This is a genomic window from Streptomyces sp. NPDC041122, from assembly GCF_055592445.1.
The window spans coordinates 212,046-234,437 of record NZ_JBVIYQ010000005.1 but is presented as its reverse complement, the minus strand read 5'-3'; the positions used below and the strand labels follow the sequence as shown (position 1 = coordinate 234,437).

The following is a 22,392-nucleotide window of genomic DNA, read 5'->3' as shown; positions in this document are numbered from 1 at the left end:
CAGGGGCACCGCTCAGACGTCGAGGAGCCACCGTGCCCCGCCCATCAGCGAACACAGCGACACCGCGTGGAAGAGGAAGAGCCACAGCCCCGCGGGCACATGGGTCAGGCGCGACAGCTGGTCCGCGTCCGAGTCGCCCGCGCCGCCGCGCCTGCGCTTGGACTGCAGCTCGAAGGCGGGACGTACGCCGCCGAGGAGCAGGAACCACACCACCGCGTACGCGAAGGCCGCCTGCACGTCGGTGTTCGCCAGCCAGGAGACGAGCAGGAAGGTGCCGCCGGTGAGGACCACCGTCAGGGCGCCGTACGCGTTGCGGATCATCACCAGCATCACGACGAGCAGCGCCGTCGCGATCCACAGGAACGCCGTGATGCGCCCGGAGGCGAGCAGCCACGCGCCGCCGAGGCCGAGCAGCGGCGGCGCGGTGTAGCCCGCGGCGGCGGTCAGGATCATGCCGAGCCCGGACGGCTTGCCGCGCGAGACGGTCAGGCCCGAGGTGTCGGAGTGCAGCCGGATGCCGTCCAGGCGCCGCCCGGTGAGCAGCGCGACGAGGCCGTGGCCGCCCTCGTGCGCGATGGTGATGGCGTTGCGGGCGAGGCGCCAGATGGTGTGCGGGACGACGACGGCGAGGGCGACGACGCCGGCGGCTATGACGAGCCACTGCTCGGGCGCGGGCTGCGTACCGAAGACACGGTCCCAGAGGTCGGGCAGGCTGGCGTTGGCGGTGCTTTCCATTGCTGGGACGGCTCCCTCGGGTCGTGCGCGGTCTGGCAGTCTGGCACGTATGTGCGGACGGTATGCATCGAGTCGTAGGCCCGAGGATCTCGCGGCGACCTTCGGGATCGAGAAGTGGGAGGAGGAGCCCGAGGAGGAGTTCGCTCCCGACTTCAATGTCGCGCCCACGAAAGAGGTCTACGCCGTCCTCGACCGCCCCCTGAAAGACGCCGACGACCCGCGTCCGGTTCGCCAGCTGCGCACCCTGAAGTGGGGCCTCGTCCCGTCCTGGTCCAAGACGCCCGAGGGCGCGGCCCGGATGATCAACGCGCGCGCGGAGACCGTGCACGAGAAGCCGTCCTACCGCCGCGCCTTCACCTCCCGCCGCTGCCTGCTGCCCGCCGACGGGTATTACGAGTGGGTGACCGCGCCGGACGAGCGGCAGCTGGAGGTCGAGGGCAAGAAGAAGCGGCCGCGCAAGCAGCCCTACTTCGTGACGCCCGCCGACGGCTCGGTCTTCGCCATGGCCGGGCTCTACGAGTTCTGGCGGGACAGGACGCTGCCCGACGAGCACCCGCTGGCCTGGTGGGTGACGTGCACGGTGATCACCACGGAGGCGGAGACCGCGCCGCTGGCCGTCGCGCCCGACGAGGGCCCGCGCGCGCTCGCCGACATCCACCCGCGCATGCCGCTGATGCTGACCCCGGACCGCTGGGACGCCTGGCTCGACCCGGCCCGCACCGACGTCGAGGAGCTGCGCACCCTCCTGGAGCCGCCGCCGCACGGACTGATGCGCGCCTACCCGGTCTCCACCGCCGTCAGCAACGTCCGCAACAACGGCCCGGAGCTGCTCAAGGAGCTCGACGGCCCCGAAGAGGGCACACTCTTCTGACGTGACCAACAGCGAGACCGTCGAGACCGACGCCGGTGTGGCCAGGATCACCTGGCACCCGGCCACCGCCAGGAGCGCCCGCCTCGTGCTCGCCGTCAGCCACGGCGCCGGCGGCGGCATCGAGGCCCGCGACCTCCAGGCCCTCGCCGCCGCCCTGCCGGCGCACGGCGTGAGCGTCGCCCTCGTCGAGCAGCCCTGGCGGGTGGCGGGCAAGAAGCTGGCGCCCGCGCCCAGGACGCTCGACACCGGCTGGCGCGGGATCTGGCCCGCGCTGGCGAAGCAGGGCCTGCCGGTGATCTCCGGAGGGCGCAGCGCGGGCGCGCGCGTGGCCTGCCGTACGGCGGCCGAACTGGGCGCCGCCGCCGTGCTCGCCCTGAGCTTCCCGCTGCATCCGCCGGGCAGGCCGGAGAAGTCCCGCGCCGACGAACTGCTCGGCGCCGGCGTGCCCACCCTCGTCGTCCAGGGCGGCAACGACCCCTTCGGGAAACCCGCGGAATTCCCCGAAGGGGCGTACGAGCTGGTGGAGATCCCCGGGGGCGATCACGGGTTCGCCGTGCCCAAGCGGGCGGAGATCGGGCAGGACGAGGCCGTGAAGCGCATCACGGACGCCGTGACGCGCTGGACGGGAATGTTGGACGCGTGACCTCTGTTGTGCGGACAGACGGTAAACGCCGTCGACAGCTGTTCGTACGAGAGGGAGTCCGCCGCATGGGTTCGACCATCTGCCCGAACCGCTCCAGCGCCGCTGACCTGGAGTGGACGGTGCTGAGCGCACCCAAAACCGCATCTATTCGGGCGGCGCGGGGAGCGGGTCGTCGTCTATCCTCCGATTCGAGTGGGACTGCTCTCGGTCCCGCCATGTCGTTGGAGGAGGTGGGTCCGGTCACTGGGACCGACGCAGGGACCGAGCACGGTCAGGCGGAGCAGCCCCGAGAGAGTGCGGAGACGGCCGCGGAGCGTTCGGCCCGCTTCGAGCGGGACGCGCTGACGTTCCTCGACCAGATGTACTCGGCGGCGCTGCGCATGACGCGCAACCCGGCGGACGCGGAGGACCTGGTGCAGGAGACGTACGCGAAGGCGTACGCGTCGTTCCACCAGTTCCGTGAGGGCACCAACCTCAAGGCGTGGCTGTACCGCATCCTCACCAACACGTTCATCAACTCGTACCGCAAGAAGCAGCGCGAGCCCCAGCGCAGCGCCGCCGAGGAGATCGAGGACTGGCAGCTGGCGCGCGCCGAGTCGCACATGTCCACCGGTCTGCGCTCCGCCGAGTCGCAGGCGCTGGACCACCTGCCCGACTCGGACGTGAAGCGGGCGCTCCAGGCGATCCCCGAGGAATTCCGCATCGCCGTCTATCTGGCCGACGTCGAGGGCTTTGCGTACAAGGAGATCGCGGACATTATGGGGACACCCATCGGTACGGTGATGTCCCGACTGCACCGGGGCCGCCGCCAGTTGCGCGGCATGCTGGAGGACTACGCCCGTGAGCGCGGGCTCGTCCCGGCTGGTGCCGGGGAGTCGAACGGAACGAAAGGCTCGGGCTCATGAGCTGCGGAGAGCCGCACGAGACTGACTGCAGTGAAGTCCTGGACCATCTCTACGAGTTCCTCGACCACGAGATGCCGGACAGCGACTGCACCAAGTTCGAGACGCACTTCGAGGAGTGCTCTCCGTGCCTGGAGAAGTACGGCCTCGAGCAGGCGGTCAAGAAGCTGGTCAAGCGCTGCTGCGGTTCCGACGACGTACCCGTCGACCTGCGGGCCAAGGTGATGGGCCGCATCGACCTCATCCGCTCCGGGCAGGCCGTGCCCGACCAGGACGTCACGCACGACGTCACCGCGTCCGAGGCCTGAACACCCGGCTTCCGCACGCCGGTCGACCGCCGGAGCCCGCTCCGGCGGTCCGCCGCGCACCGCTCTCCCCTCCCGTCGCTTCCCGTCACTCGAACGTGCTAATTAACGGCAGCCGGGCGCTGCCCGGGAGGCCCCCGTTCTAGTCTCCGACCTGGAACGGGGAGGAGAGATCCATGCGGTCGGTGCCGGCGCGGGCCCGCGTCCACATCCTGTGCGTCGCCCTCGCCGGCGGCGCCTGCGCCGTACCCGCGCCCGGCACGCGCCCGCCGTGGCCCGCCGTCCTCCTCCTCGCCGTGCTCTTCGCCGGCTGCGAGCAGATCAGCCGCTGCCGGCCCGTCGGCCGGCGCGTGCCGCGCGGCCTCGGCACCTTCTTCCCCGTGCTGCTCGCCGCGGTGTTCCTGCTGCCCCCGTCGGCCGCCGCCCTCGTCGCGCTGCCCGGCGCGCTCTGCGCCCGCGTCGACCGGCACCCCCGCGGCCTGCGCCGGCTCTGGCGCGCCGCCCGGCTCGCCCTGGCCGCCTGGGTCTCCGCGTGGGTGTACGCGGCGCTGGGCGGCCCCGAGGCCGGTGCCGCACCCGACTTCCCGTACGTCCTCGGGCCCGCCGGGGCGGCCGTCCTCGCCTTCTCCGCCGTCCTCGCCGCCCTCGACGGCGGCATCCTCGTGACCGCCGAGCGGGTGCCGGTGCGGACCGCCTGGCGCGGCCTCTTCGCGCGCTCCCTGGCCCCCGTCACCGTGCACGGACTCGCCGGCCTGATGATGGCCGTGCTCTGGGCCAGTCCGTACGGCCCGGCCGCCGCCCTGCTCGTCCTGCTCCCGATGGGCGTCTCCTGCTGGGCCTTCGCGCAGTACCACCGCGAGCGCGCCGCCCACCAGGCCACCATCCGGGCCCTCGTCCAGGCCGTCGACATCAAGGACAAGTACACCCGCGGCCACAGCGAGCGCGTCGGCCGCGCCTCCGTGCTGATCGCGCGCGAGCTGGGCCTGGACGACGAGCGCGTCGAGGTCCTGCGGTTCGCCGGAATCCTGCACGACGTCGGCAAACTCGGCGTCCCCACCCGGCTGTTGCGTAAGGACGGCCCGCTGACCGAGCAGGAGCGGCGCGTCATCGAACTGCATCCCGAGTACGGCCACGAGATGGTGCGCGGCATCGGCTTCCTCGGCGAGGCGCGGGCCGCGATCCTGCACCACCACGAGCGCATCGACGGCAGCGGCTACCCGTACGGCCTCACGGGCGCGCAGATCCCGCAGTGCGCGCGGCTCGTGGCGGTGGCCGACGCCTTCGACGCGATGACCTCCACGCGCTCCTACCGGCGGGCCCGGCCCGTCGAGACCGCCGTGGCCGAGCTGCGGCGATGCGCCGGCGCGCAGTTCGACCCCGAGATGGTCGCCGCCCTCGCCCGGGCCCTGGACCGGTACGGCTGGCACCCCGAGGTCACCGCGGACGTTCCCGAGCAGAGCGGAAACGTGTCTGCCGGAGCCGACACAGCCGTCACACCCGCCCCGCCCGCCCCGGCGGTCTCCCGTCCGGCGGCCCGGTGAGGACCGCCTCCCGGCTGCCCGCGGCTCTCACCTGTCTGGCCGCGCTGCTCGCCCTCGCCTCCCTCGCCCACACCCTCCGGCACGGCGTCACCGAGGGCCGGGTCGCCCTCGCCTTCGGGATGCTGATCACCCTCGGCGAGCTGGCCCGGTGGGGAGGCGGCCGCAGCCGGGAGTCCGCGCCGCTCGGCGCCGCCGGGGCGCTGGCGTACGCGCTGCTCGGCGAGAACTCCGGGCAGGCCACGCACCACGGGGTGCTGCAGGTGGTCGCGGTGGTCGTCGCGGCGGCCCTGGTGGGCGCGGTGCCCCATGTGGCGCTCGGCCGCGGCCCCACCCCCGACCAGTTGGCCCGCCGTGTGCTGACCGTCGGCTTCGCCGCCGCCTGCTTCCAACCCCTGTACAACTCCGGGCAGTTGGAGAAGCTGGTCGGGCACGGGCCGTACTACGCGCTCGCCATCGTCGCGCTGCTGGTCCTCACCGCGCTCTGCGACGCCGTCCTGGCCGCCGCCACCGCGCACGCCCGCACCCGGTGGCCGTTCGGGCCGCTGCTGCGCGAGGAGCTGCGGGCCACCCTCGGCATCAGCTCCGCCGTCTGCGCGACGGGCGCCGTCATGGCGCTCGCGGTGGCCGTGGCGGGGCTCTGGGCGCTGCCCGTCTTCAGCCTCCCGCTGCTGCTCACCCAGCTCTCCTTCCGACGGTACGCCGCGGTGCGGGCCACCTACCGGCAGACCATCGCCTCGCTGGCCCGGGCCACCGAGATCGCCGGCTACACCCCGCAGGGCCACGCCCACCGGGTGGCGGGGCTCAGCCGGGCCGTGGGGCGGGACCTCGGGCTCTGCGCGGCGGACCTCGCCGTCCTGGAGCACGCGGCCCTGATGCACGACATCGGCCAGCTCTCCCTCGTCGACCCCGTCCCGGCCGGCGCCACCGCGGCGCTGCCCGAGGCGGAGCAGCGCCGGATCGCCCTGCTCGGCGGCGCCGTCGTCCGCCAGACCGGGGTGGACGCCGCCGTCGCCGTCGTGGTGGAGCGCCAGGCCGATCCGTACCGCGAACAGCCCCTCACCGCACGTATTGTGCGGACCGCGAACGCGTACGACGAGATGGCGCGGGGAGAAGGACCCTCAGGGGCGCTCGACGGCCCGCTCCAGGCCCTGGAGCGGCTGCGCCTGGCCACCGGCCACGACTACCAGCCGGAGGTCGTGGAGTCCTTGGCCAGGGTGCTGTCCAGGGACAGGGGAGGGGGCCCGTAAGGTCCGGGCGGGACAGGGAGGTCCCGCGCACGGGCCTTACCTGGTGCACGGCTGGGTAACCCATGGGTAATGAGCGGCCGTCCGACCGTACGTGGTTGGATGCGAAGAAGAGGGTGCGCGGGGGTTCTGACCCGCGCGGCGCCCCATCGACAAGTGACCGACGCAAGACGTGGCAGGCGGGAATCAGGCGGGAATCGTGAGGATCTTCGGCAAGGGACGGCACCGGCCCTCCGCCTCATGGCGGCAGGCGACCGACCGCGCGTTCACGCTGATCGGCGACGGCCGGTACGAGGACGCGGGGGCACTGCTCACGCGCGCGGCGGATCTCGAACCCTGGTTGTCCGAGTCCTGGTTCAACCTGGCGCTGCTGCACAAGTTCCGGCACGACTGGGAACAGGCGCGGGCCGCCGGGCTGCGCGCCGTGGCGCTCCTGGACCGTTCCGCGGGCGCCCCCGACTGGTGGAACGTCGGCATCGCGGCGACCGCCCTCCAGGACTGGCCGCTGGCCCGCCGCGCCTGGCAGGCGTACGGCCTGCGGGTGCCCGGCGGGGTGGCCGCCTCCGGCGAGCCGACCGGCATGGAGCTGGGCAGCGCGGCCGTGCGGCTCTCCCCGGAGGGCGAGGCGGAGGTCGTGTGGGGCCGGCGGCTCGACCCGGCCCGGATGGAGGTCCTCTCCATCCCGCTGCCCTCCTCCGGGCGCCGCTGGGGCGAGGTCGTGCTGCACGACGGCGTCCCGCACGGCGAGCGGACGACGGCGGCCGGGCACTCCTACCCCGTCTTCGACGAGATCGAGCTGTGGGCGCCCTCGCCCGTGCCGACCTGGGTGGTCCTGCTGGAGGCGGCCACCGAGGAGGACCGGGACGCCCTGGAGCAGCTCGCGGCCGACGCGGGCTTCGCCGCCGAGGACTGGTCGTCCTCGGTGCGGCTGCTCTGCCGGATGTGCTCGGAGTCGCGGATGCCGAGCGACGAGGGCGACGGCGAGCACCTCGACCCGCACGACCACAGCGAGCCGGGCCACCCGGGTCCGCTCGGCCACCGCAGTCCGGGCGCCCTCTGGGTGCCGGAGCGCGAGTGCGGCCTCGCGGCGCCCGCCGCCCTGGTGCGCGGGCTGCTGGACGGCTGGGTGGCGGACAGCCCGGATTCCCGGGACTGGCGGGATCTCGAAGAGGTCTGCTGACCGTTCGCCGTAGGCTGTACCGGCACAACTGACGAGGGTTTCACGGAAGGCGTACGGCGGACATGGCGCAGGACACTGAGCAGCAGTACTCGGACGGGGTGCTCCCCGTCGACGACGAGGGCTTCGTCATCGACACCGAGGACTGCGAGGAGCGGGAGACGGCCTACCGCGAGCGCGGCACGTCCCGGCCCATCACGGTCGTCGGCAACCCGGTGCTGCACAAGGAGTGCAAGGACGTCACCGCCTTCGACGACGAGCTCGCCCGGCTGATCGACGACATGTTCGCGAGCCAGCGCGTCGCCCAGGGCGTGGGCGTGGCCGCCAACCAGGTCGGCGTCGACCTGAAGGTCTTCGTCTACGACTGCATGGACGACGACGGCGTGCGCCACGTCGGCGTGGTCTGCAACCCGGTGCTCCAGGAGCTGCCCGCCGACAGGCGCCGCCTGGACGACTCGGGCGAGGGCTGCCTCTCCGTCCCGACCGCGTACGCCCCGCTGGCCCGCCCGGACTACGCCGAGGTGACGGGCCAGGACGAGAAGGGCAACCCCATCAAGGTGCGCGGCACCGGGTACTTCGCGCGCTGCCTGCAGCACGAGACGGACCACCTGTACGGCTACCTCTACATCGACCGCCTCTCCAAGCGGGAGCGCAAGGACGCGCTGCGGCAGATGGAAGAAGGCACTCCGCGCTACCCCGTGGTGGCCAATGACTGACGCACGCGACGCCTGAGAGGCGTGGGAACCGCGTGACACGAGCGGCCCCTGGTCGGGAACTACCCCCTGACCAGGGGCCGTTGGCGTGAACCGATCGCCTGTGCGAGCAGAACAGGCTGTCCGGGAACCATATTCAGTCACGTACGGGGAGGTTCTCGGCACCCGGGGGTAGTGAATGGCGCAAATCTGTTCCCTGAACGGTCAGTTGTGGTGCTGAATGGAAAGCGCGGGGATACGCAACGGCGCGCGCCCGGTACGACGGAAGGGGCGCGTGTCCTGAAGGCGGCTGAAAGGGGAATGTTCGTGCCTGCATATTCCGGAAGCACTTCTCAGACACAACCACACACACGGCCAGGCACACCGGTGGTTACCGTCCCTCCGGCGCTGGCCGTTCCGGTGATCGAAGCGACGTTCCCTCGCCGTCTGCATCCGTATTGGCCAGAGCTTCAGGAGAAGTCGCGGACCTGGCTGCGCGAAATGCGGCTGATGCCCGCCGACAAGGTCGAACGGTACGCGGACAGCCTGTGCTACACCGACCTGGTCGCCGGCTACTACATCGGCGCGCCGGACGCGTTGCTGACCGCGATAGCCGACCTCAGCAGCTGGTTCTTCGCGTGGGACGACCGGCACGACCGGGACTCGGTGCACGGCAGGGCGGCACAGTGGCGGCGGCTCTGCCGGGGTCTGCACGGCACCCTGAACGACCCCCGGCAGTACCTGCAGCACAAGGACCCGTTGGTCGCGGGCTTCGCGGACTGCGTCCGTCGCCTGTACTCCTTCCTCGGCCCCAGCTGGAACGCCCGGTTCGCCCGGCACTTCCACCCGGTGATCGAGGCGTACGACCAGGAGTTCAGGAACCGGCGCAGCGGCACCGTGCCCACCGTCGAGGCGTACGTGGAGCTGCGCCGCCTCACCTTCGCGCACTGGTCGTGGATCGACCTCCTCGAACCCACCGCCCGGTTCGAGCTGCCGAACGCCGTGCGCAAGCACCCCGCGTACCGGCGTGCGGCGCTCGCGACCCAGGATTTCTCGGCCTGGTACAACGACCTGTGCTCGCTCCCGAAAGAACTCGCGGGCGACGAGCTGCACAATCTCGGAATCAGCCTCATTCACCACCAGGGAATGACGCTCGAAGAGGCGGTGCGGGAAGTCCACCGGCGTGTCAGCCGGTGTGTCACGGAATTCATCGAGGCGGAGCGGGATGTTCTTCTGTTCGCCGACGCATTGGCGGACGGAAGTCAGCACGGCAGGGAACTCTCGGACGCGGTGAAATCATGCGTCTTCAACATGCGGAACTGGTTCTCGTCCGTCTACTGGTTCCATCACGAATCGGGTCGCTATCGGGTGGACAGCTGGGACGACCGGTCCGTACCTCCCTATGTGACGGAAGAAGCGTTGGCGGAAAACGAACTGGTGGGTGAGGAATGAGCATCGAGTCCGCAATACCTGCGTCGGCCACTTCCGGGCCGGACCCGTTGCGCACACCGCCCCTCGTCCGGGGCGGCGTGCCGCTGCTCGGCCACGCCTGGAAGCTGGTGCGCGACCCCCTCGGCTTCCTCGCCGCGCTGCGCGACCACGGGGATCTCGTCCGGATCAGGCTGGGGCCCAGGACGGCGTACGCGGTCTGCGACCCGGAGCTCGTGGGCGCCCTCCTGAAGAACCCCGACTACATCGTCGGGGGCCCGCTCTGGGACACCCTGGAGGTACTCCTCGGCAAGGGCGTGGCGACCAGCAACGGCAAGCTGCACCGGCGCCAGCGGCGCATGATGCAGCCCTCGTTCCGGCCCGAGCGGATCGCCGACTACGCCAAGGTGATGGAGGAGGAGGCGCGCGCCACGGCCGCCCGCTGGCAGCCGGGCGCCACCGTCGACGTGAGCGCGGAGATGTTCCGCACCGCCGTGCGGATCGTCTCGCGCTCGCTTCTGGAGGTCGACTCCATAGGGGAGAAGGCGGACCGCATCGCGGACTCGCTGCACACGGTGTTCGAGGGGCTCTACCGTCGCATGGTGCTGTCGGTGGGGCCCCTCTACCGCGTCCCCACCCCCGCCAACCGCCGCTTCGAGCGGGCGCTCGCCGATCTGCACGCGCTGGTGGACGAGATCATCGCGGAACGCCGCGCGGCCGGACCCGGTGCCCCGGACGACCTGCTCGCGGAATTGCTGCGGGCCAGGGACGAATCCGGGGCGCTCATAGCCGACCGGGAGATCCACGACAACGTGGTATCGCTCGTCGTGGCGGGTGCGGAGAATGTGGCGTCGACGCTGGCATGGACCTTCCATCTGCTCACCGAACACCCGGAGCAGGAAAGGCGGTTGGTTGAAGAGGTAAATTCCGTGGCCCCCGATCGCGCGATCACATTCGCCGATCTGGCGGACCTGCCGCACACCCGCAATGTCGTCACCGAGGCGATGCGCATACGGCCGGCCGCCTGGATATTCACGCGCCGGTCGGTGGCCGAAACCGAACTGGGCGGCTATTCGATTCCGGCGGACGCGGACATCGTCTACAGCGTCTACGCGATGCAGCGCGACCCGCGTTCCTTCGAGCGGCACCTGGAGTTCGACCCGGACCGCTGGGATCCGGAACGTGCCGACGCCGTACCGGAGTTCGCGATGATGCCGTTCAGCGTCGGCAACCGGAAGTGCCCCGGCGACCACTTCAGCCTGGCCGAACTCGCCCTGATCCTCGGGACGGTGGCCCCGAAGTGGCGCCTCGAACCGGTCGGGGAGACCGACACCGGCACCCGCGTCGGCATCACCCTGCACCCCAAACGGCTCGTCCTGCGGGCCACCCCGCGCTGAACACGGCCGTGTGCCCGCCCCGCCGGCTCCGGCGGGACGGGCACACCGAGGCGCCGAGCGCCAGACCTAGAACTCGTCGTCGAAGGAGACCGACCCCTCGACCGCGACCTGGTAGGCGGAGGGCCGCCGCTCGAAGAAGTTGGTCAGCTCCTGGACGCCCTGCAGCTCCATGAAGGAGAAGGGGTTCTGCGAGCCGTAGATCGGCGCGAAGCCCAGGCGCTGCAGCCGCTGGTCGGCCACGCACTCCAGGTACTCGCGCATCGAGTCGGTGTTCATGCCGGGCAGACCGTCGCCGCACAGGTCGCGGGCGAACTGCAGCTCGGCCTCGACGGCCTCCTTGAGCATGTCCGTGACCTGCTGCCGCAGCGCGTCGTCGAAGAGCTCCGGCTCCTCCTTGCGGACCGTGTCGACCACGTCGAAGGCGAAGCTCATGTGCATCGTCTCGTCGCGGAACACCCAGTTGGTGCCGGTGGCCAGGCCGTGCAGCAGGCCGCGGCTGCGGAACCAGTACACGTAGGCGAAGGCGCCGTAGAAGAAGAGCCCCTCGATGCACGCCGCGAAGCAGATCAGGTTCAGCAGGAAGCGGCGCCGGTCGGACTGCGACTGAAGCCGGTCCAGCTTCTCCACCGAGTCCATCCAGCGGAAGCAGAACTCCGCCTTCTCCCGGATGGAGGGGATGTTCTCCACGGCCGCGAAGGCGGCGTTGCGGTCCTCCGGGTCGGGCAGGTAGGTGTCGAGCAGCGTCAGATAGAACTGGACGTGCACGGCCTCCTCGAAGAGCTGACGGCTCAGGTAGAGCCGCGCCTCGGGGGAGTTGATGTGCTTGTACAGCGTCAGCACGAGGTTGTTGGACACGATCGAGTCGCCGGTCGCGAAGAACGCGACGAGACGGCCGATCAGGTGCTGCTCCTCGGGCGTCATCTTGGCCAGGTCGGCCACGTCGGAGTGGAGGTCGACCTCCTCGACGGTCCAGGTGTTCTTGATCGCGTCGCGGTAGCGCTCGTAGAAGTCCGGGTAGCGCATCGGACGCAGGGTGAGCTCGAAGCCGGGGTCGAGCAGGTTCTTCTCACCCGCGGTGGTGGTGTGCAGTTCCGACTGGGACATTACTGGCAGGCCTCGCAGGACTCGGGGTTTTCCAGGGAGCAGGCGATGGCGTCTTCGGGGGTCGCCTGCGCGGGGACGGGGGCGGTGGCCGCGGCGTTCGAACCGCCGGCCGCGCGCGCGATGCGGGTGGCGGGGCGCGAGCGCAGGTAGTACGTGGTCTTCAGGCCCTGCTGCCAGGCGTACGCGTACATCGAGGAGAGCTTGCCGATGGTCGGCGTCTCCAGGAACAGGTTGAGCGACTGCGCCTGGTCCAGGAACGGGGTGCGCGCGGCGGCCATGTCGATGAGCCCGCGCTGCGGCAGCTCCCACGCGGTGCGGTACAGCGCGCGGACGTCCTCCGGGATCCAGCTGAAGCCCTGCACCGAGCCGCTGGCCTCGCGCAGCGCCTCGCGGGTCTGCGCGTCCCAGACGCCCAGCCGCTTCAACTCCTCCACCAGATAGGCATTGACCTGGAGGAACTCACCCGAGAGCGTCTCGCGCTTGAAGAGGTTGGAGACCTGCGGCTCGATGCACTCGTACACCCCGGCGATGGAGGCGATGGTGGCGGTCGGCGCGATGGCGAGCAGCAGCGAGTTGCGCATGCCGGTCGCGGCGATACGTTCCCGCAGCGCCGCCCACCGCTCCGGCCAGGTCAGCTCGACGTCGTAGTGGTCGGGGTGCAGCACACCGCGTGCGGTGCGGGTCTTCTCCCAGGCGGGCAGCGGGCCGTTGCGTTCGGCGAGGTCGGCGGAGGCCTCGTACGCGGCGAGCATGATGCGCTCGGCGATGCGGGTCGACAGGGCGCGCGCCTCGGGGGAGTCGAAGGGCAGCCGCAGCTGGAAGAAGACGTCCTGCAGGCCCATCGCGCCGAGGCCCACCGGGCGCCACCGCGCGTTGGAGCGCCCGGCCTGCTCGGTCGGGTAGAAGTTGATGTCGACGACCCGGTCGAGGAACGTGACGGCGGTGCGGACGGTCTCGTCGAGCCGCTCCCAGGCGATGTCGCCGTTCTCCACGAACGCGCCGAGGTTGACCGAGCCGAGGTTGCAGACGGCCGTCTCGCCGTCGTCGGTGACCTCCAGGATCTCCGTGCACAGGTTCGAGGAGTGCACGGTGTGGCCGGGCTCGGCGGTCTGGTTGGCGGTGCGGTTGGCGGCGTCCTTGAACGTCATCCAGCCGTTGCCGGTCTGCGCGAGGGTGCGCATCATGCGGCCGTACAGCTCACGGGCCGGGATGGTCTTCTTGGCCAGGCCCGCCGCCTCCGCCGCGCGGTAGGCGGCGTCGAACTCCCCGCCCCACAGGTCGACGAGGTCGGGCACGTCGGACGGCGAGAACAGCGACCACGGCCGGTCGGCGGCGACCCGGCGCATGAACTCGTCCGGGATCCAGTGCGCGAGGTTGAGGTTGTGCGTGCGGCGCGCGTCCTCACCGGTGTTGTCGCGCAGCTCCAGGAACTCCTCGATGTCGGAGTGCCAGGTCTCCAGGTAGACCGCGGCCGCGCCCTTGCGCCGCCCGCCCTGGTTGACCGCGGCGACCGAGGCGTCCAGCGTCTTCAGGAACGGCACGATGCCGTTGGAGTGGCCGTTGGTGCCGCGGATCAGCGAACCGCGGGAGCGGATGCGCGAGTACGAGAGGCCGATGCCGCCGGCGTGCTTGGAGAGCCGCGCGACCTGGTGGTAGCGGTCGTAGATGGAGTCCAGCTCGTCCTGGGGGGAGTCGAGGAGGTAGCAGGACGACATCTGCGGGTGGCGGGTGCCGGAGTTGAAGAGCGTCGGCGAGGACGGCAGGTAGTCGAGGCGGCTCATCAGGCGGTACAGCGCGGCGACCTCGTCGAGGGCGCGGACGCTGTCGTCCTCGGCCAGCCCGCTCGCGACGCGCAGCATGAAGTGCTGCGGCGTCTCGATGACCTGCCGGGTGATCGGGTGGCGCAGCAGATAGCGGCTGTGCAGCGTGCGCAGGCCGAAGTAGCCGAAGCGGAAGTCGGCGCCGTCGGCCAGCGCGGACTCCACGAGCGCGTCGAGCCGGGCGGCGTGCGCGGTGACGAAGTCGGCGGTGCGGTCCGCGATCAGGCCCTCGCGGTGGCCGACCACGATCGACTCGGTGAAGGTGCGCACGCCCTGCGTGGCGGCCTCGGCGGCGATGGAGAGGGAGAGCAGCCGGGCGGCGAGCTTGGAGTACGCCGGGTCCTCGGAGATGAGCCCCGCGGCGGCCTCGGTCGCGAGCGTGCGCAGCTCCGCCTCGTCGGCCCTGGCCGAACGGCCGCGCAGCGCGGCGGCCGCGACTCGGCCGGGGTCGGCGTCGGGGAGGTCGGCGGTGAGGTCGGTCAGGGTGCGCAGCAGCGCGGTCCCCGGCGCGTCGGTCACCTCGGCGGTCGTCGGTGACGGCGCTGACGCAGGTTCGGCAGGCGCGATGGTCACGTGGAGCTCTCCCTCGCTCGGCTCTGGGCCTGGGGGGAGAGGACGGCACACACGGGCGCACCCGGACAGGGCGGCGTACCGCGTCCACCGGCCCATTCCACGAGGCCCGGACGGTCGGCACCCGGGCCGGACGGCTCGGGTGCACTGCCGGCAGGTCTTCGGACTGCGCGTACGACAAAGACGTACACGTCCACCGTTGCGGGACAGTTCCGGACTTGCACCGGATTCCCCTGCGGCGACAGCGAGCACGAGCATACATCTTGTGCCGCCTCACTGAAGCAGGCCCACATCTTGTGTCGGATCGCGAACGGTACGGCCTAGAGTGTCAACGCGTAGGTGAGCAGCGGGAGACCGGGGATCGGGTACCAGTCGCGCTCCGGGGTGCGGACGAAGCCGAGGCGTTCGTAGAGCCGGTGTGCGGTCCGCATGGAGGGCGAGGAGGACAGCACCAGCCGGGTGCGGCCCGCCTGCCTGGACCGCTCGACGCACGCGCGCACGAGCAGTTCGCCGACCCCGCGCCCGCGCGCCGCGGGCGAGACCGCCAGCATGCGGATCTCCGTCTCGTCGCCCCGCGCGATGTCGGCCAGGGCCCCGCCGGACGGCACGAAGGTGACCCCGCCGAGCAGTGCGCCGTCCGCCGCGCCGTCGGCCGCGGCCACCAGGATCTCGGCGTGCGCCGCGCGCCCCGCCACGTCCCGCAGCACGGGCAGGTAGCGGTCCTCGGGGCCGTGGTCCAGATGTCCGTCGTCGAGGTAGGCCTGCGCGGTGAGGTCGCCCAGTGCCGCGTACTCCTCGGGATGTGCCGCTCTGATCGTGATGTCCATGGGGCGCAGTGTGCAACAGCGCACGACGAAGGGCCGCCGGTTTTCCGGCGGCCCTTCGCGGTCGGTGCCTCAGCAGTGCGGGAGCGGGATCAGTGCGCGGCGCCCGCGGTCGCCGGCGGCAGTTCCTCCACGACGCCGGGATCGCCCGCGTCCGCCGTGTAGTCCGCCGGGGATGTCTCGTCGACGCCCTCGGGGGCCTTCAGCGCCTTCAGGACGAAGGTGAGGACCACGGTGACCACCACGTTCAGGACGAAGGCGGTCAGGCCGATGTAGCCGATCTCACCGATGCCCGGGATGGTGTCGGAGGAGCCGCCGAAGTGCTTCTGCGTGGGCGAGGCGACGCCGTACGCGGCCAGCGTGCCGTAGACCATGCCGACCGCCCAGCCGGCGAGCAGCGCCCAGCGGTGGAACCACCGGGTGAACAGGCCGCCGACCAGCGCGGGCATCGTCTGCAGGATCCATATGCCGCCGAGCAGCTGGAAGTTGATCGCCACGGTCTTGTCCATGCCGAGGACGAAGATGAGGGCGCCCACCTTCACCAGGAGCGAGACCAGCTTGGAGATCTTGGTCTCCTGCTCGGGCGTCGCGTCGGGCTTGATGAAGTCCTTGTAGATGTTGCGGGTGAAGAGGTTCGCGGCCGCGATGGACATGATGGCGGCCGGGACGAGCGCGCCGATGCCGATCGCGGCGAAGGCCACGCCGGTGAACCAGTCGGGGAACATGTCCTCGAAGAGCTGCGGGATGGCCAGCTGGCCGTTGTCGACCTTGACCCCGGCCGCGATCGCCATGAAGCCGAGCAGCGCGAGCAGGCCCAGCATCAGCGAATAGAGCGGCAGGATCGTGGTGTTGCGGCGGATGACGTTGCGGTTCTTGGAGGAGAGCGTCGCCGTGATCGAGTGCGGGTACATGAAGAGCGCGAGCGCCGAGCCGAGCGCCAGCGTCGCGTACGTCCACTGGCCGGCCTCGGGCGGCGCGAGGGCGCCGCGCGGTTTGCCCGTGCCCTCGTTGACCACCCCGAAGGCGTCGCCGGCCTTGGCGAAGATGTCGTCGAAGCCGCCGAGCTTGATCGGGATGTAGATGATCGCGACGGCGATGACGAGGTAGATCAGCCCGTCCTTCACGAACGCGATCAGCGCGGGCGCGCGCAGCCCCGAGGAGTACGTGTACGCCGCGAGCACCGCGAACGCGATCAGCAGCGGCAGGTCCTTGACGAACCAGTTGGTGTCGGGGCCGCCGCCGATGCCCATGACGTCGAGAACGGCCTGGATGCCGACGAGTTGGAGGGCGATGTACGGCATCGTGGCGAGGATGCCGGTGACCGCGACCGCCAGCGAGAGGCCCTTGGAGCCGAAGCGCCCGCGCACGAAGTCCGAGGTGGTCACATAGCCGTGCTTGTGCGAGACCGACCACAGGCGCGGCAGGAACGTGAAGATCAGCGGGTAGACGAGGATCGTGTACGGGACGGCGAAGAAGCCGGCCGCGCCCGCCGCGTAGATCGCTGCGGGGACGGCCACGAAGGTGTACGCGGTGTACAGGTCGCCGCCGAGCAGGAACCAGGTGACCCAGGTGCCGAACGACCGTCCGCCCAGGCCCCATTCGTCCAGGGACTCCGTCTCGGCCTTGCGCCAGCGCGCGGCCAGGAAGCCCATCGCGGTGACCGCGACGAAGAAGAAGATGAAGACCCCGAGGGCGACGCCGTTCACGCCGCCCGATGCGAGTGTGGTCACTTTCCGGCACCCCCCTGGGCCTGCGCGGCCTTGCGGGAGCGCTGGTCACGCTGCCACAGCTTGTACGCGGTCATCGTCAGCACCGTGGAGATGAGCACCCACAGCATCTGGTACCAGTAGAAGAACGGGATGCCGATCAGGGTCGGGTCGATCTTGGCGTAGGAGCTCACCCACAGCATCGCCACGAAGGGCGCGACAAGGCAGACGGCGATGACCACGCGGACCGGCGTGACGACCGGTCTGTTCACTTCCGGCGCATCTGACATGTCGCGGCTCCGTTCCCTCACTTATCCCATGCTTAACGTGCGGGAAATCTAAGCCACAGTCTCGCGGTATGGAACCCCCGTCCGGATAACGGACGGATCACCGCCGCGCAATGTCCCTGCTCAGCAGCAGCGGAATCCCTGCCGGGGGTCCGACTCCTGCCGGTCCGTCCGCATCCGCTCGAATGCGCGGCGGCTGGGGACGGTTGCGTGCGGATGGTCCCTGCGGATATGCGCCACGTACCGTTCGTACGCGCTCTCGTCGGTCAACTCCCTGACGTACCACCGCATCCAGCGCACCCCGCGCAGCAGCCAGATCACGGCGTCACCCCCTCCCGCTCCCGCTCGCGCCGCTGCTCCTCCTTCTCCTCGCGGGTCGCGAAGAGTCCGGCCGGGGCGGTCAACCGCGATTCCACGTACGGGGCTTCCTGGAGGCGGGAGGCCTCGGGGGCGCGGACGTGCCGGACGCAGACGCGTGCGGCGTCCACGATCACGACGACGACGAGCAGCGCGAGCACCGCCGAAAGGATGCCGTCCACCGTGGAGTTGGTGACGACGGTGTGCATGTCGTCCATGGTCTTGGCGGGCGGCAGGATCTTCCCCTCGTCGATGGCGTCCCGGTAGTTGGCGCGCTGCTGGAAGAAGCCGACGCGCGGATCGCTGGAGAACACCTTCTGCCAGCTCGCGGTGAGCGTCACCGTCGCGTCCCAGGCGAGCGGGATCGCGGTGATCCAGGCCCACTTGAGGCGGCCGGACTTGACCAGCAGCGTGGTGCAGACGGCGAGGGCGACGGCGGCGAGCAGCTGGTTGGCGATGCCGAAGATCGGGAAGAGCTGGTTGATCCCGCCGAGCGGCTCGTGCACGCCCACCCACAGGAAGTAGCCCCACAGGCCGGTGACGGCGGCGCTGGTCAGCAGCAGGCCCGGCTTCCAGCTCATGTTCCTGAAGGACTTGTGGACGTTGCCGAGCATGTCCTGGAGCATGAAGCGGCCCACGCGGGTGCCGGCGTCGAGCGCGGTCAGGATGAACAGCGCCTCGAACATGATCGCGAAGTGGTACCAGAAGGCCCGCAGCGAGCCGCCGGTGACCTTGGAGAAGATCTCCGAGACACCGACCGCGAGCGTGGGCGCGCCGCCGGTCCGCGACAGGAGCGAGGACTCCTCGACGTGCCGGGCGGCCTGCGCCAGATCGGCCGGCGAGATGGTGTAGCCGAACCCCGCGACGGCCTTCGAAGCCTCCTGGACGGTGTCGCCGACCACGCCGGCCGGCGCGTTCATCGCGAAGTACAGGCCGGGGTCGATGATCGAGGCGGCGACGAGCGCCATGACGGCGACGGCCGACTCCATCAGCATGGAGCCGTACCCGACCATCCGGACCTGCGTCTCCTTCTGGATCATCTTCGGCGTGGTGCCGGAGGAGATCAGGGCGTGGAAGCCGGACAGCGCCCCGCAGGCGATGGTGATGAAGACGAAGGGGAAGAGCGAGCCCGCGAAGACCGGCCCGTCGCCGCGCGAGGCGAAGTCGGTCACCGGGTCCATCTCCAGCGTGGGCAGCGTGACCACGACGCCCACGGCCAGCAGCACGATGGTGCCGATCTTCAGATAGGTGGAGAGGTAGTCGCGCGGCGCGAGCAGCATCCACACCGGCAGGATCGAGGCGATGAAGCCGTACGCCACCAGCCAGATGACCAGCGTCGAGGGCGCCAGCGTGAAGGTGTCCGCGAGGGAGGACTCGGCGACCCAGCGCCCGCCGACGAGCGCGAGCAGCAGCAGCGCGACGCCGATCAGGGAGACCTCGCTGACCCGGCCGGGCCGCAGGACGCGCAGGTAGAAGCCCATCAGCAGGGCGATCGGGATCGTCATCGCGATGGAAAAGGTGCCCCACGGCGACTCGGCGAGCGCGTTGACGACGACCAGCGCGAGCACCCCGAGCAGGATGATCATGATGGCGAAGGTGGCGAGGAGCGCGGCGGCGCCGCCGAACGGCCCGATCTCCTCGCGCGCCATCTGCCCGAGCGACTTGGCGTCGCGCCGCGTCGAGAAGAACAGCACGACCATGTCCTGCACGGCGCCCGCGAAGATCACGCCGGCGATGATCCAGATGGTGCCGGGCAGGTATCCCATCTGGGCGGCGAGCACAGGACCGACGAGCGGGCCGGCCCCCGCGATCGCCGCGAAGTGGTGCCCGAGCAGCACCCGGCGGTCGGTCGGGTGGAAGTCGATGCCGTTGTCGAGCCGCTCGGCGGGCGTGGCCCGCCGTTTGTCGACCTTGAGCACCTTGTAGGCGATGAACTTCGAGTAGAAGCGGTACGCGACCGCGTACGAGCCGACGGCCGCCGCGACCATCCAGGCGGCCGACACCTCCTCGTCGCGGGCGAGGGCCAGGACAGTCCAGCCCGCCGCGCCGATCAGCGCGACGAGGGACCAGATGACGATGGATCGGGGATTCGCGGTGCGCACCGGGTCGTCCTCCCGTTCATCTTGCGATGACGTTCATCGTGCGATGACGGGAGGAACGTAGAGCAGCGGGGTGTTGCGCGCCAGACCCCCTGGGGGCGCGGTGCGCGAACCTCAGTCCGTGGGGCGCTTGAGGCGGGCGACGAACTTGTACCGGTCGCCGCGGTAGACGGAGCGCACCCACTCCACCGGCCGGCCGTTCCCGTCCAGCGAGTGGCGGGAGAGCAGCAGCATCGGCAGGCCCACGTCGGTGCCGAGCAGCCCGGCCTCGCGCGGGGTGGCCAGCGAGGTCTCGATGGTCTCCTCGGCCTCCGCGAGGTGCACGTCGTACACTTCGGCGAGCGCGGTGTAGAGCGAGGTGTACTTGACCAGGGAGCGGCGCAGGGCGGGGAAGCGCTTGGCCGAGAGGTGGGTGGTCTCGATGGCCATCGCCTCACCGTTGGCGAGCCGCAGCCGCTCGATGCGCAGGACGCGGCCGCCCGCGCTGATGTCGAGCAGCCCGGCGAGGGTGTCGTCCGCGGTGATGTAGCCGATGTCCAGGAGCTGCGAGGTCGGCTCCAGGCCCTGGGCCCGCATGTCCTCGGTGTACGAGGTGAGTTGGAGCGCCTGCGACACCTTGGGCTTGGCGACGAACGTGCCCTTGCCCTGGATCCGCTCCAGACGCCCCTCGACGACCAGCTCCTGCAGCGCCTGGCGCACCGTCGTGCGGGAGGTGTCGAACTCGGCGGCGAGGGTGCGCTCCGGGGGGACGGGGGTGCCGGGCGGCAGCGTCTCCGTCATGTCCAGCAAGTGCCGCTTCAGGCGGTAGTACTTGGGTACGCGCGCGGTGCGGCCGACGGTGGGAGCCTCCGCGGGCACGTCGACCCCGGCCTGGGAACTGCCCGCCTCGCTGCCCATGATCTGCCTTCCCGGCTCCTGTGCTGCTGCCGTCACCGGCTCCTCCGTCTGTCGCGGCTCACATCGTGGCACGTACCGGGCCATGGGGGCGCCCCCTGGTCGAGCGAAGTCGAGAGCTTGTGGGACGACTCCGCCTGCTCAGGTGTCGGTCCGATAACGGACGCGACTGCCCTTCTTATACACCCTTGACACCCCTAAAGGTCTAGGCCAAGCTCCCCGTACTGGTCTACACCATTAAAGACCAGGTTCCAGTCCCACGGGCAGATCTCGGTCCATTCGGTCGCTGCGGGTGGGGGGTTGACTGGCATCCCTTGAGGAGGGTGACGTGAAGCGCAAGCTCATAGCGGCCATCGGTGTCGCGGGCATGTTGGTCTCGGTCGCGGCGTGCGGCGGTGACGACGACGACAAGAAGGCCGGGGGAGCCGACAGCTTCAAGGGCGAGACCCTGACTCTCTGGGCGATGGACGGCTCCACGCCGGACCAGTGGCAGAAGGACGTCACGGCGGCCTTCGAGAAGAAGACCGGCGCGAAGCTGAAGTTCGAGGTCCAGCAGTGGAACGGCATCCAGCAGAAGCTGACCACCGCCCTCTCCGAGGAGAACCCGCCGGACGTCTTCGAGATCGGCAACACCCAGACCGCCGCGTACGCCAAGACCGGTGGCCTCGCCGAGCTCGGTGACCTCAAGGAGTCCATCGGCGCCGACTGGACCGACTCGATGAACAAGGCCTCGGTCATCGACGGCAAGCAGTACGCCGCCCCGTGGTTCGTCCTCAACCGCGTCGTGGTCTACAACAAGAAGGTCTGGGCCGACGCCGGCATCAAGGAGCTTCCCAAGACCCGCGCCGAGTTCCTCAAGGACCTCAAGCAGATCGGCTCCAAGACCGACGCCGAGCCGATCTACCTGCCCGGCCAGAACTGGTACCACTTCGTCGGCCTGACCATCGGTGAGGGCGCCGAGCTCGTCAAGAAGGACGGCGACAAGTACGTCTCCAACCTGAGCGACCCCAAGGTCGCCAAGGCCATGAAGACGTACAAGCAGTTCGCGGACCTCTCCAAGGCCCCCAAGAACAAGGACGAGGCCACCCCGCAGCAGGCCGAGGTCTTCGCCAAGGGCAAGACCGGCGCCTTCATCGGCATGAGCTGGGAGGCCGCGACCGCGATCAAGGCCAACAAGAAGATCGAGAAGGACATCGGCTTCTTCACGATCCCCGGCGCCACCGCCGACAAGCCCGAGGGCGTCTTCCTCGGCGGCTCCAACCTCGCCGTCGCCGCGACCAGCAAGAAGCAGGAGCTCGCCAAGGAGTTCCTCAAGATCGCGCTGTCCGACAAGTTCGAGGGTCAGTTCGCCAAGGAAGGCGGCACGATCCCGAACAAGAAGGCGCTGGAGTCCAACCTCAAGGGCAACCCGGCCGCCGAGGCCGCCGCTCCCGCCACCGCCGGCGGCGGCACCACCCCGCTGATCCCGGAGTGGGGCGCGGTGGAGAACCCGCCGAACCCGATCAAGAACTACATGACCGCGGTGCTCAACGGTAAGTCGCCTGCCGCCGCCGCCAAGCAGGTCGAGGGCGAGCTCAACAAGCGCCTGGCGCAGAAGCAGTAAGAACGCGTCCCCTGCCGGGGGCGGCGGGTGACACGACCCCGCTGCCCCCGGCGCATCCATGCGCTCTTCGCGCACTGCGCTTTCCTCGCGCACTCCGCGTTCTTTGCGCACTCCGCGCACGCTGCGTTCTCCGCGCCGCCCCCAGCGCTCCTCGCGCCGACCTCAGCGCTTCGCATTGCCCACGAAAGAGATG

20 protein-coding genes and 1 riboswitch are annotated in these 22,392 nt (G+C 70.5%); of the genes, 11 read left to right on the top strand and 9 right to left on the bottom strand.

What is annotated here, in order from left to right; translation table 11 throughout:
• Window positions 1–12: 12 nt before the first annotated feature.
• The gene (locus ACZ6B8_RS19925; protein ID WP_471608032.1) at window positions 13–735 is read right to left on the bottom strand and encodes a M50 family metallopeptidase; all 723 of its coding nucleotides are present in this window, start codon (window positions 733–735) and stop codon (window positions 13–15) included.
• 49 nt (window positions 736–784) lie between these two features.
• Between ACZ6B8_RS19925 and ACZ6B8_RS19920 the strand changes: the two genes are divergently transcribed.
• The 10 genes from ACZ6B8_RS19920 (at window position 785) to ACZ6B8_RS19875 (ending at window position 10,935) form a co-directional block, all read left to right on the top strand.
• A complete protein-coding gene (locus ACZ6B8_RS19920; protein WP_471079276.1) occupies window positions 785–1,606 on the top strand; it encodes an SOS response-associated peptidase in 822 nt (273 codons plus the stop codon).
• 1 nt (window position 1,607) lies between these two features.
• Entirely contained in the window at window positions 1,608–2,249 is a 642-nt protein-coding gene (locus ACZ6B8_RS19915) for an alpha/beta hydrolase family protein (RefSeq protein ID WP_471608031.1), read from the top strand.
• A gap of 230 nt (window positions 2,250–2,479) precedes the next feature.
• Window positions 2,480–3,154 carry an RNA polymerase sigma factor SigR gene (sigR, locus tag ACZ6B8_RS19910; protein ID WP_355802991.1) on the top strand — a complete coding sequence of 225 codons (675 nt, stop codon included), beginning with the start codon at window positions 2,480–2,482 and terminating at the stop codon, window positions 3,152–3,154.
• A complete protein-coding gene (gene rsrA, locus ACZ6B8_RS19905) occupies window positions 3,151–3,459 on the top strand; it encodes a mycothiol system anti-sigma-R factor (protein WP_355802989.1) in 309 nt (102 codons plus the stop codon). The genes sigR and rsrA overlap by 4 nt, the downstream gene beginning before the upstream one ends.
• Before the next feature lie 173 nt (window positions 3,460–3,632).
• Complete coding sequence (locus ACZ6B8_RS19900; RefSeq protein WP_471608030.1) at window positions 3,633–4,997, top strand: HD-GYP domain-containing protein; 1,365 nt, start codon at window positions 3,633–3,635, stop codon at window positions 4,995–4,997.
• Window positions 4,994–6,244: an HD-GYP domain-containing protein gene (locus ACZ6B8_RS19895; RefSeq protein WP_471079287.1), complete on the top strand. Its 1,251-nt coding sequence runs from the start codon at window positions 4,994–4,996 to the stop codon at window positions 6,242–6,244. The genes ACZ6B8_RS19900 and ACZ6B8_RS19895 overlap by 4 nt, the downstream gene beginning before the upstream one ends.
• A gap of 196 nt (window positions 6,245–6,440) precedes the next feature.
• Complete coding sequence (locus ACZ6B8_RS19890; protein WP_361722140.1) at window positions 6,441–7,421, top strand: tetratricopeptide repeat protein; 981 nt, start codon at window positions 6,441–6,443, stop codon at window positions 7,419–7,421.
• 62 nt (window positions 7,422–7,483) lie between these two features.
• A complete protein-coding gene (gene def / locus ACZ6B8_RS19885) occupies window positions 7,484–8,134 on the top strand; it encodes a peptide deformylase (RefSeq protein ID WP_471079291.1) in 651 nt (216 codons plus the stop codon).
• Between the two features lie 297 nt (window positions 8,135–8,431).
• A complete protein-coding gene (cyc1, locus tag ACZ6B8_RS19880) occupies window positions 8,432–9,562 on the top strand; it encodes an epi-isozizaene synthase (RefSeq protein ID WP_471079945.1) in 1,131 nt (376 codons plus the stop codon).
• Window positions 9,559–10,935, top strand: coding sequence for a bifunctional albaflavenone monooxygenase/terpene synthase (locus ACZ6B8_RS19875; RefSeq protein WP_471608029.1), 1,377 nt, complete (start codon window positions 9,559–9,561; stop codon window positions 10,933–10,935). The genes cyc1 and ACZ6B8_RS19875 overlap by 4 nt, the downstream gene beginning before the upstream one ends.
• 66 nt (window positions 10,936–11,001) lie before the next feature.
• Here the strand turns inward: ACZ6B8_RS19875 and ACZ6B8_RS19870 are convergent, their stop codons facing one another.
• The 8 genes from ACZ6B8_RS19870 to ACZ6B8_RS19835 form a co-directional block, all read right to left on the bottom strand.
• Complete coding sequence (locus ACZ6B8_RS19870; RefSeq protein ID WP_471608028.1) at window positions 11,002–12,039, bottom strand: ribonucleotide-diphosphate reductase subunit beta; 1,038 nt, start codon at window positions 12,037–12,039, stop codon at window positions 11,002–11,004.
• Complete coding sequence (locus ACZ6B8_RS19865; RefSeq protein WP_471608027.1) at window positions 12,039–14,432, bottom strand: ribonucleoside-diphosphate reductase subunit alpha; 2,394 nt, start codon at window positions 14,430–14,432, stop codon at window positions 12,039–12,041. Before ACZ6B8_RS19865 ends, ACZ6B8_RS19870 begins: the two co-directional genes overlap by 1 nt.
• A 132-nt stretch (window positions 14,433–14,564) precedes the next feature.
• Window positions 14,565–14,687, bottom strand: a riboswitch (cobalamin riboswitch).
• Between the two features lie 62 nt (window positions 14,688–14,749).
• Window positions 14,750–15,256 carry a GNAT family N-acetyltransferase gene (locus tag ACZ6B8_RS19860; RefSeq protein WP_471608026.1) on the bottom strand — a complete coding sequence of 169 codons (507 nt, stop codon included), beginning with the start codon at window positions 15,254–15,256 and terminating at the stop codon, window positions 14,750–14,752.
• Between the two features lie 89 nt (window positions 15,257–15,345).
• Complete coding sequence (mctP, locus tag ACZ6B8_RS19855) at window positions 15,346–16,905, bottom strand: monocarboxylate uptake permease MctP (RefSeq protein WP_471079948.1); 1,560 nt, start codon at window positions 16,903–16,905, stop codon at window positions 15,346–15,348.
• 74 nt (window positions 16,906–16,979) lie between these two features.
• Window positions 16,980–17,249, bottom strand: a complete 270-nt coding sequence (locus tag ACZ6B8_RS19850) for a DUF3311 domain-containing protein (RefSeq protein WP_362364584.1) — start codon at window positions 17,247–17,249, stop codon at window positions 16,980–16,982.
• A 120-nt stretch (window positions 17,250–17,369) separates the two neighbouring features.
• Window positions 17,370–17,567 carry a CstA-like transporter-associated (seleno)protein gene (locus ACZ6B8_RS19845; RefSeq protein ID WP_471079310.1) on the bottom strand — a complete coding sequence of 66 codons (198 nt, stop codon included), beginning with the start codon at window positions 17,565–17,567 and terminating at the stop codon, window positions 17,370–17,372.
• Window positions 17,564–19,705: a carbon starvation CstA family protein gene (locus ACZ6B8_RS19840; protein ID WP_471608025.1), complete on the bottom strand. Its 2,142-nt coding sequence runs from the start codon at window positions 19,703–19,705 to the stop codon at window positions 17,564–17,566. Before ACZ6B8_RS19840 ends, ACZ6B8_RS19845 begins: the two co-directional genes overlap by 4 nt.
• Before the next feature lie 111 nt (window positions 19,706–19,816).
• A complete protein-coding gene (locus ACZ6B8_RS19835) occupies window positions 19,817–20,599 on the bottom strand; it encodes a GntR family transcriptional regulator (protein WP_471079951.1) in 783 nt (260 codons plus the stop codon).
• 325 nt (window positions 20,600–20,924) lie between these two features.
• Here ACZ6B8_RS19835 and ACZ6B8_RS19830 point away from each other — a divergent pair, with 325 nt between their 5' ends.
• Window positions 20,925–22,199 carry an extracellular solute-binding protein gene (locus ACZ6B8_RS19830; protein WP_471079316.1) on the top strand — a complete coding sequence of 425 codons (1,275 nt, stop codon included), beginning with the start codon at window positions 20,925–20,927 and terminating at the stop codon, window positions 22,197–22,199.
• Window positions 22,200–22,392 lie beyond the last annotated feature (193 nt).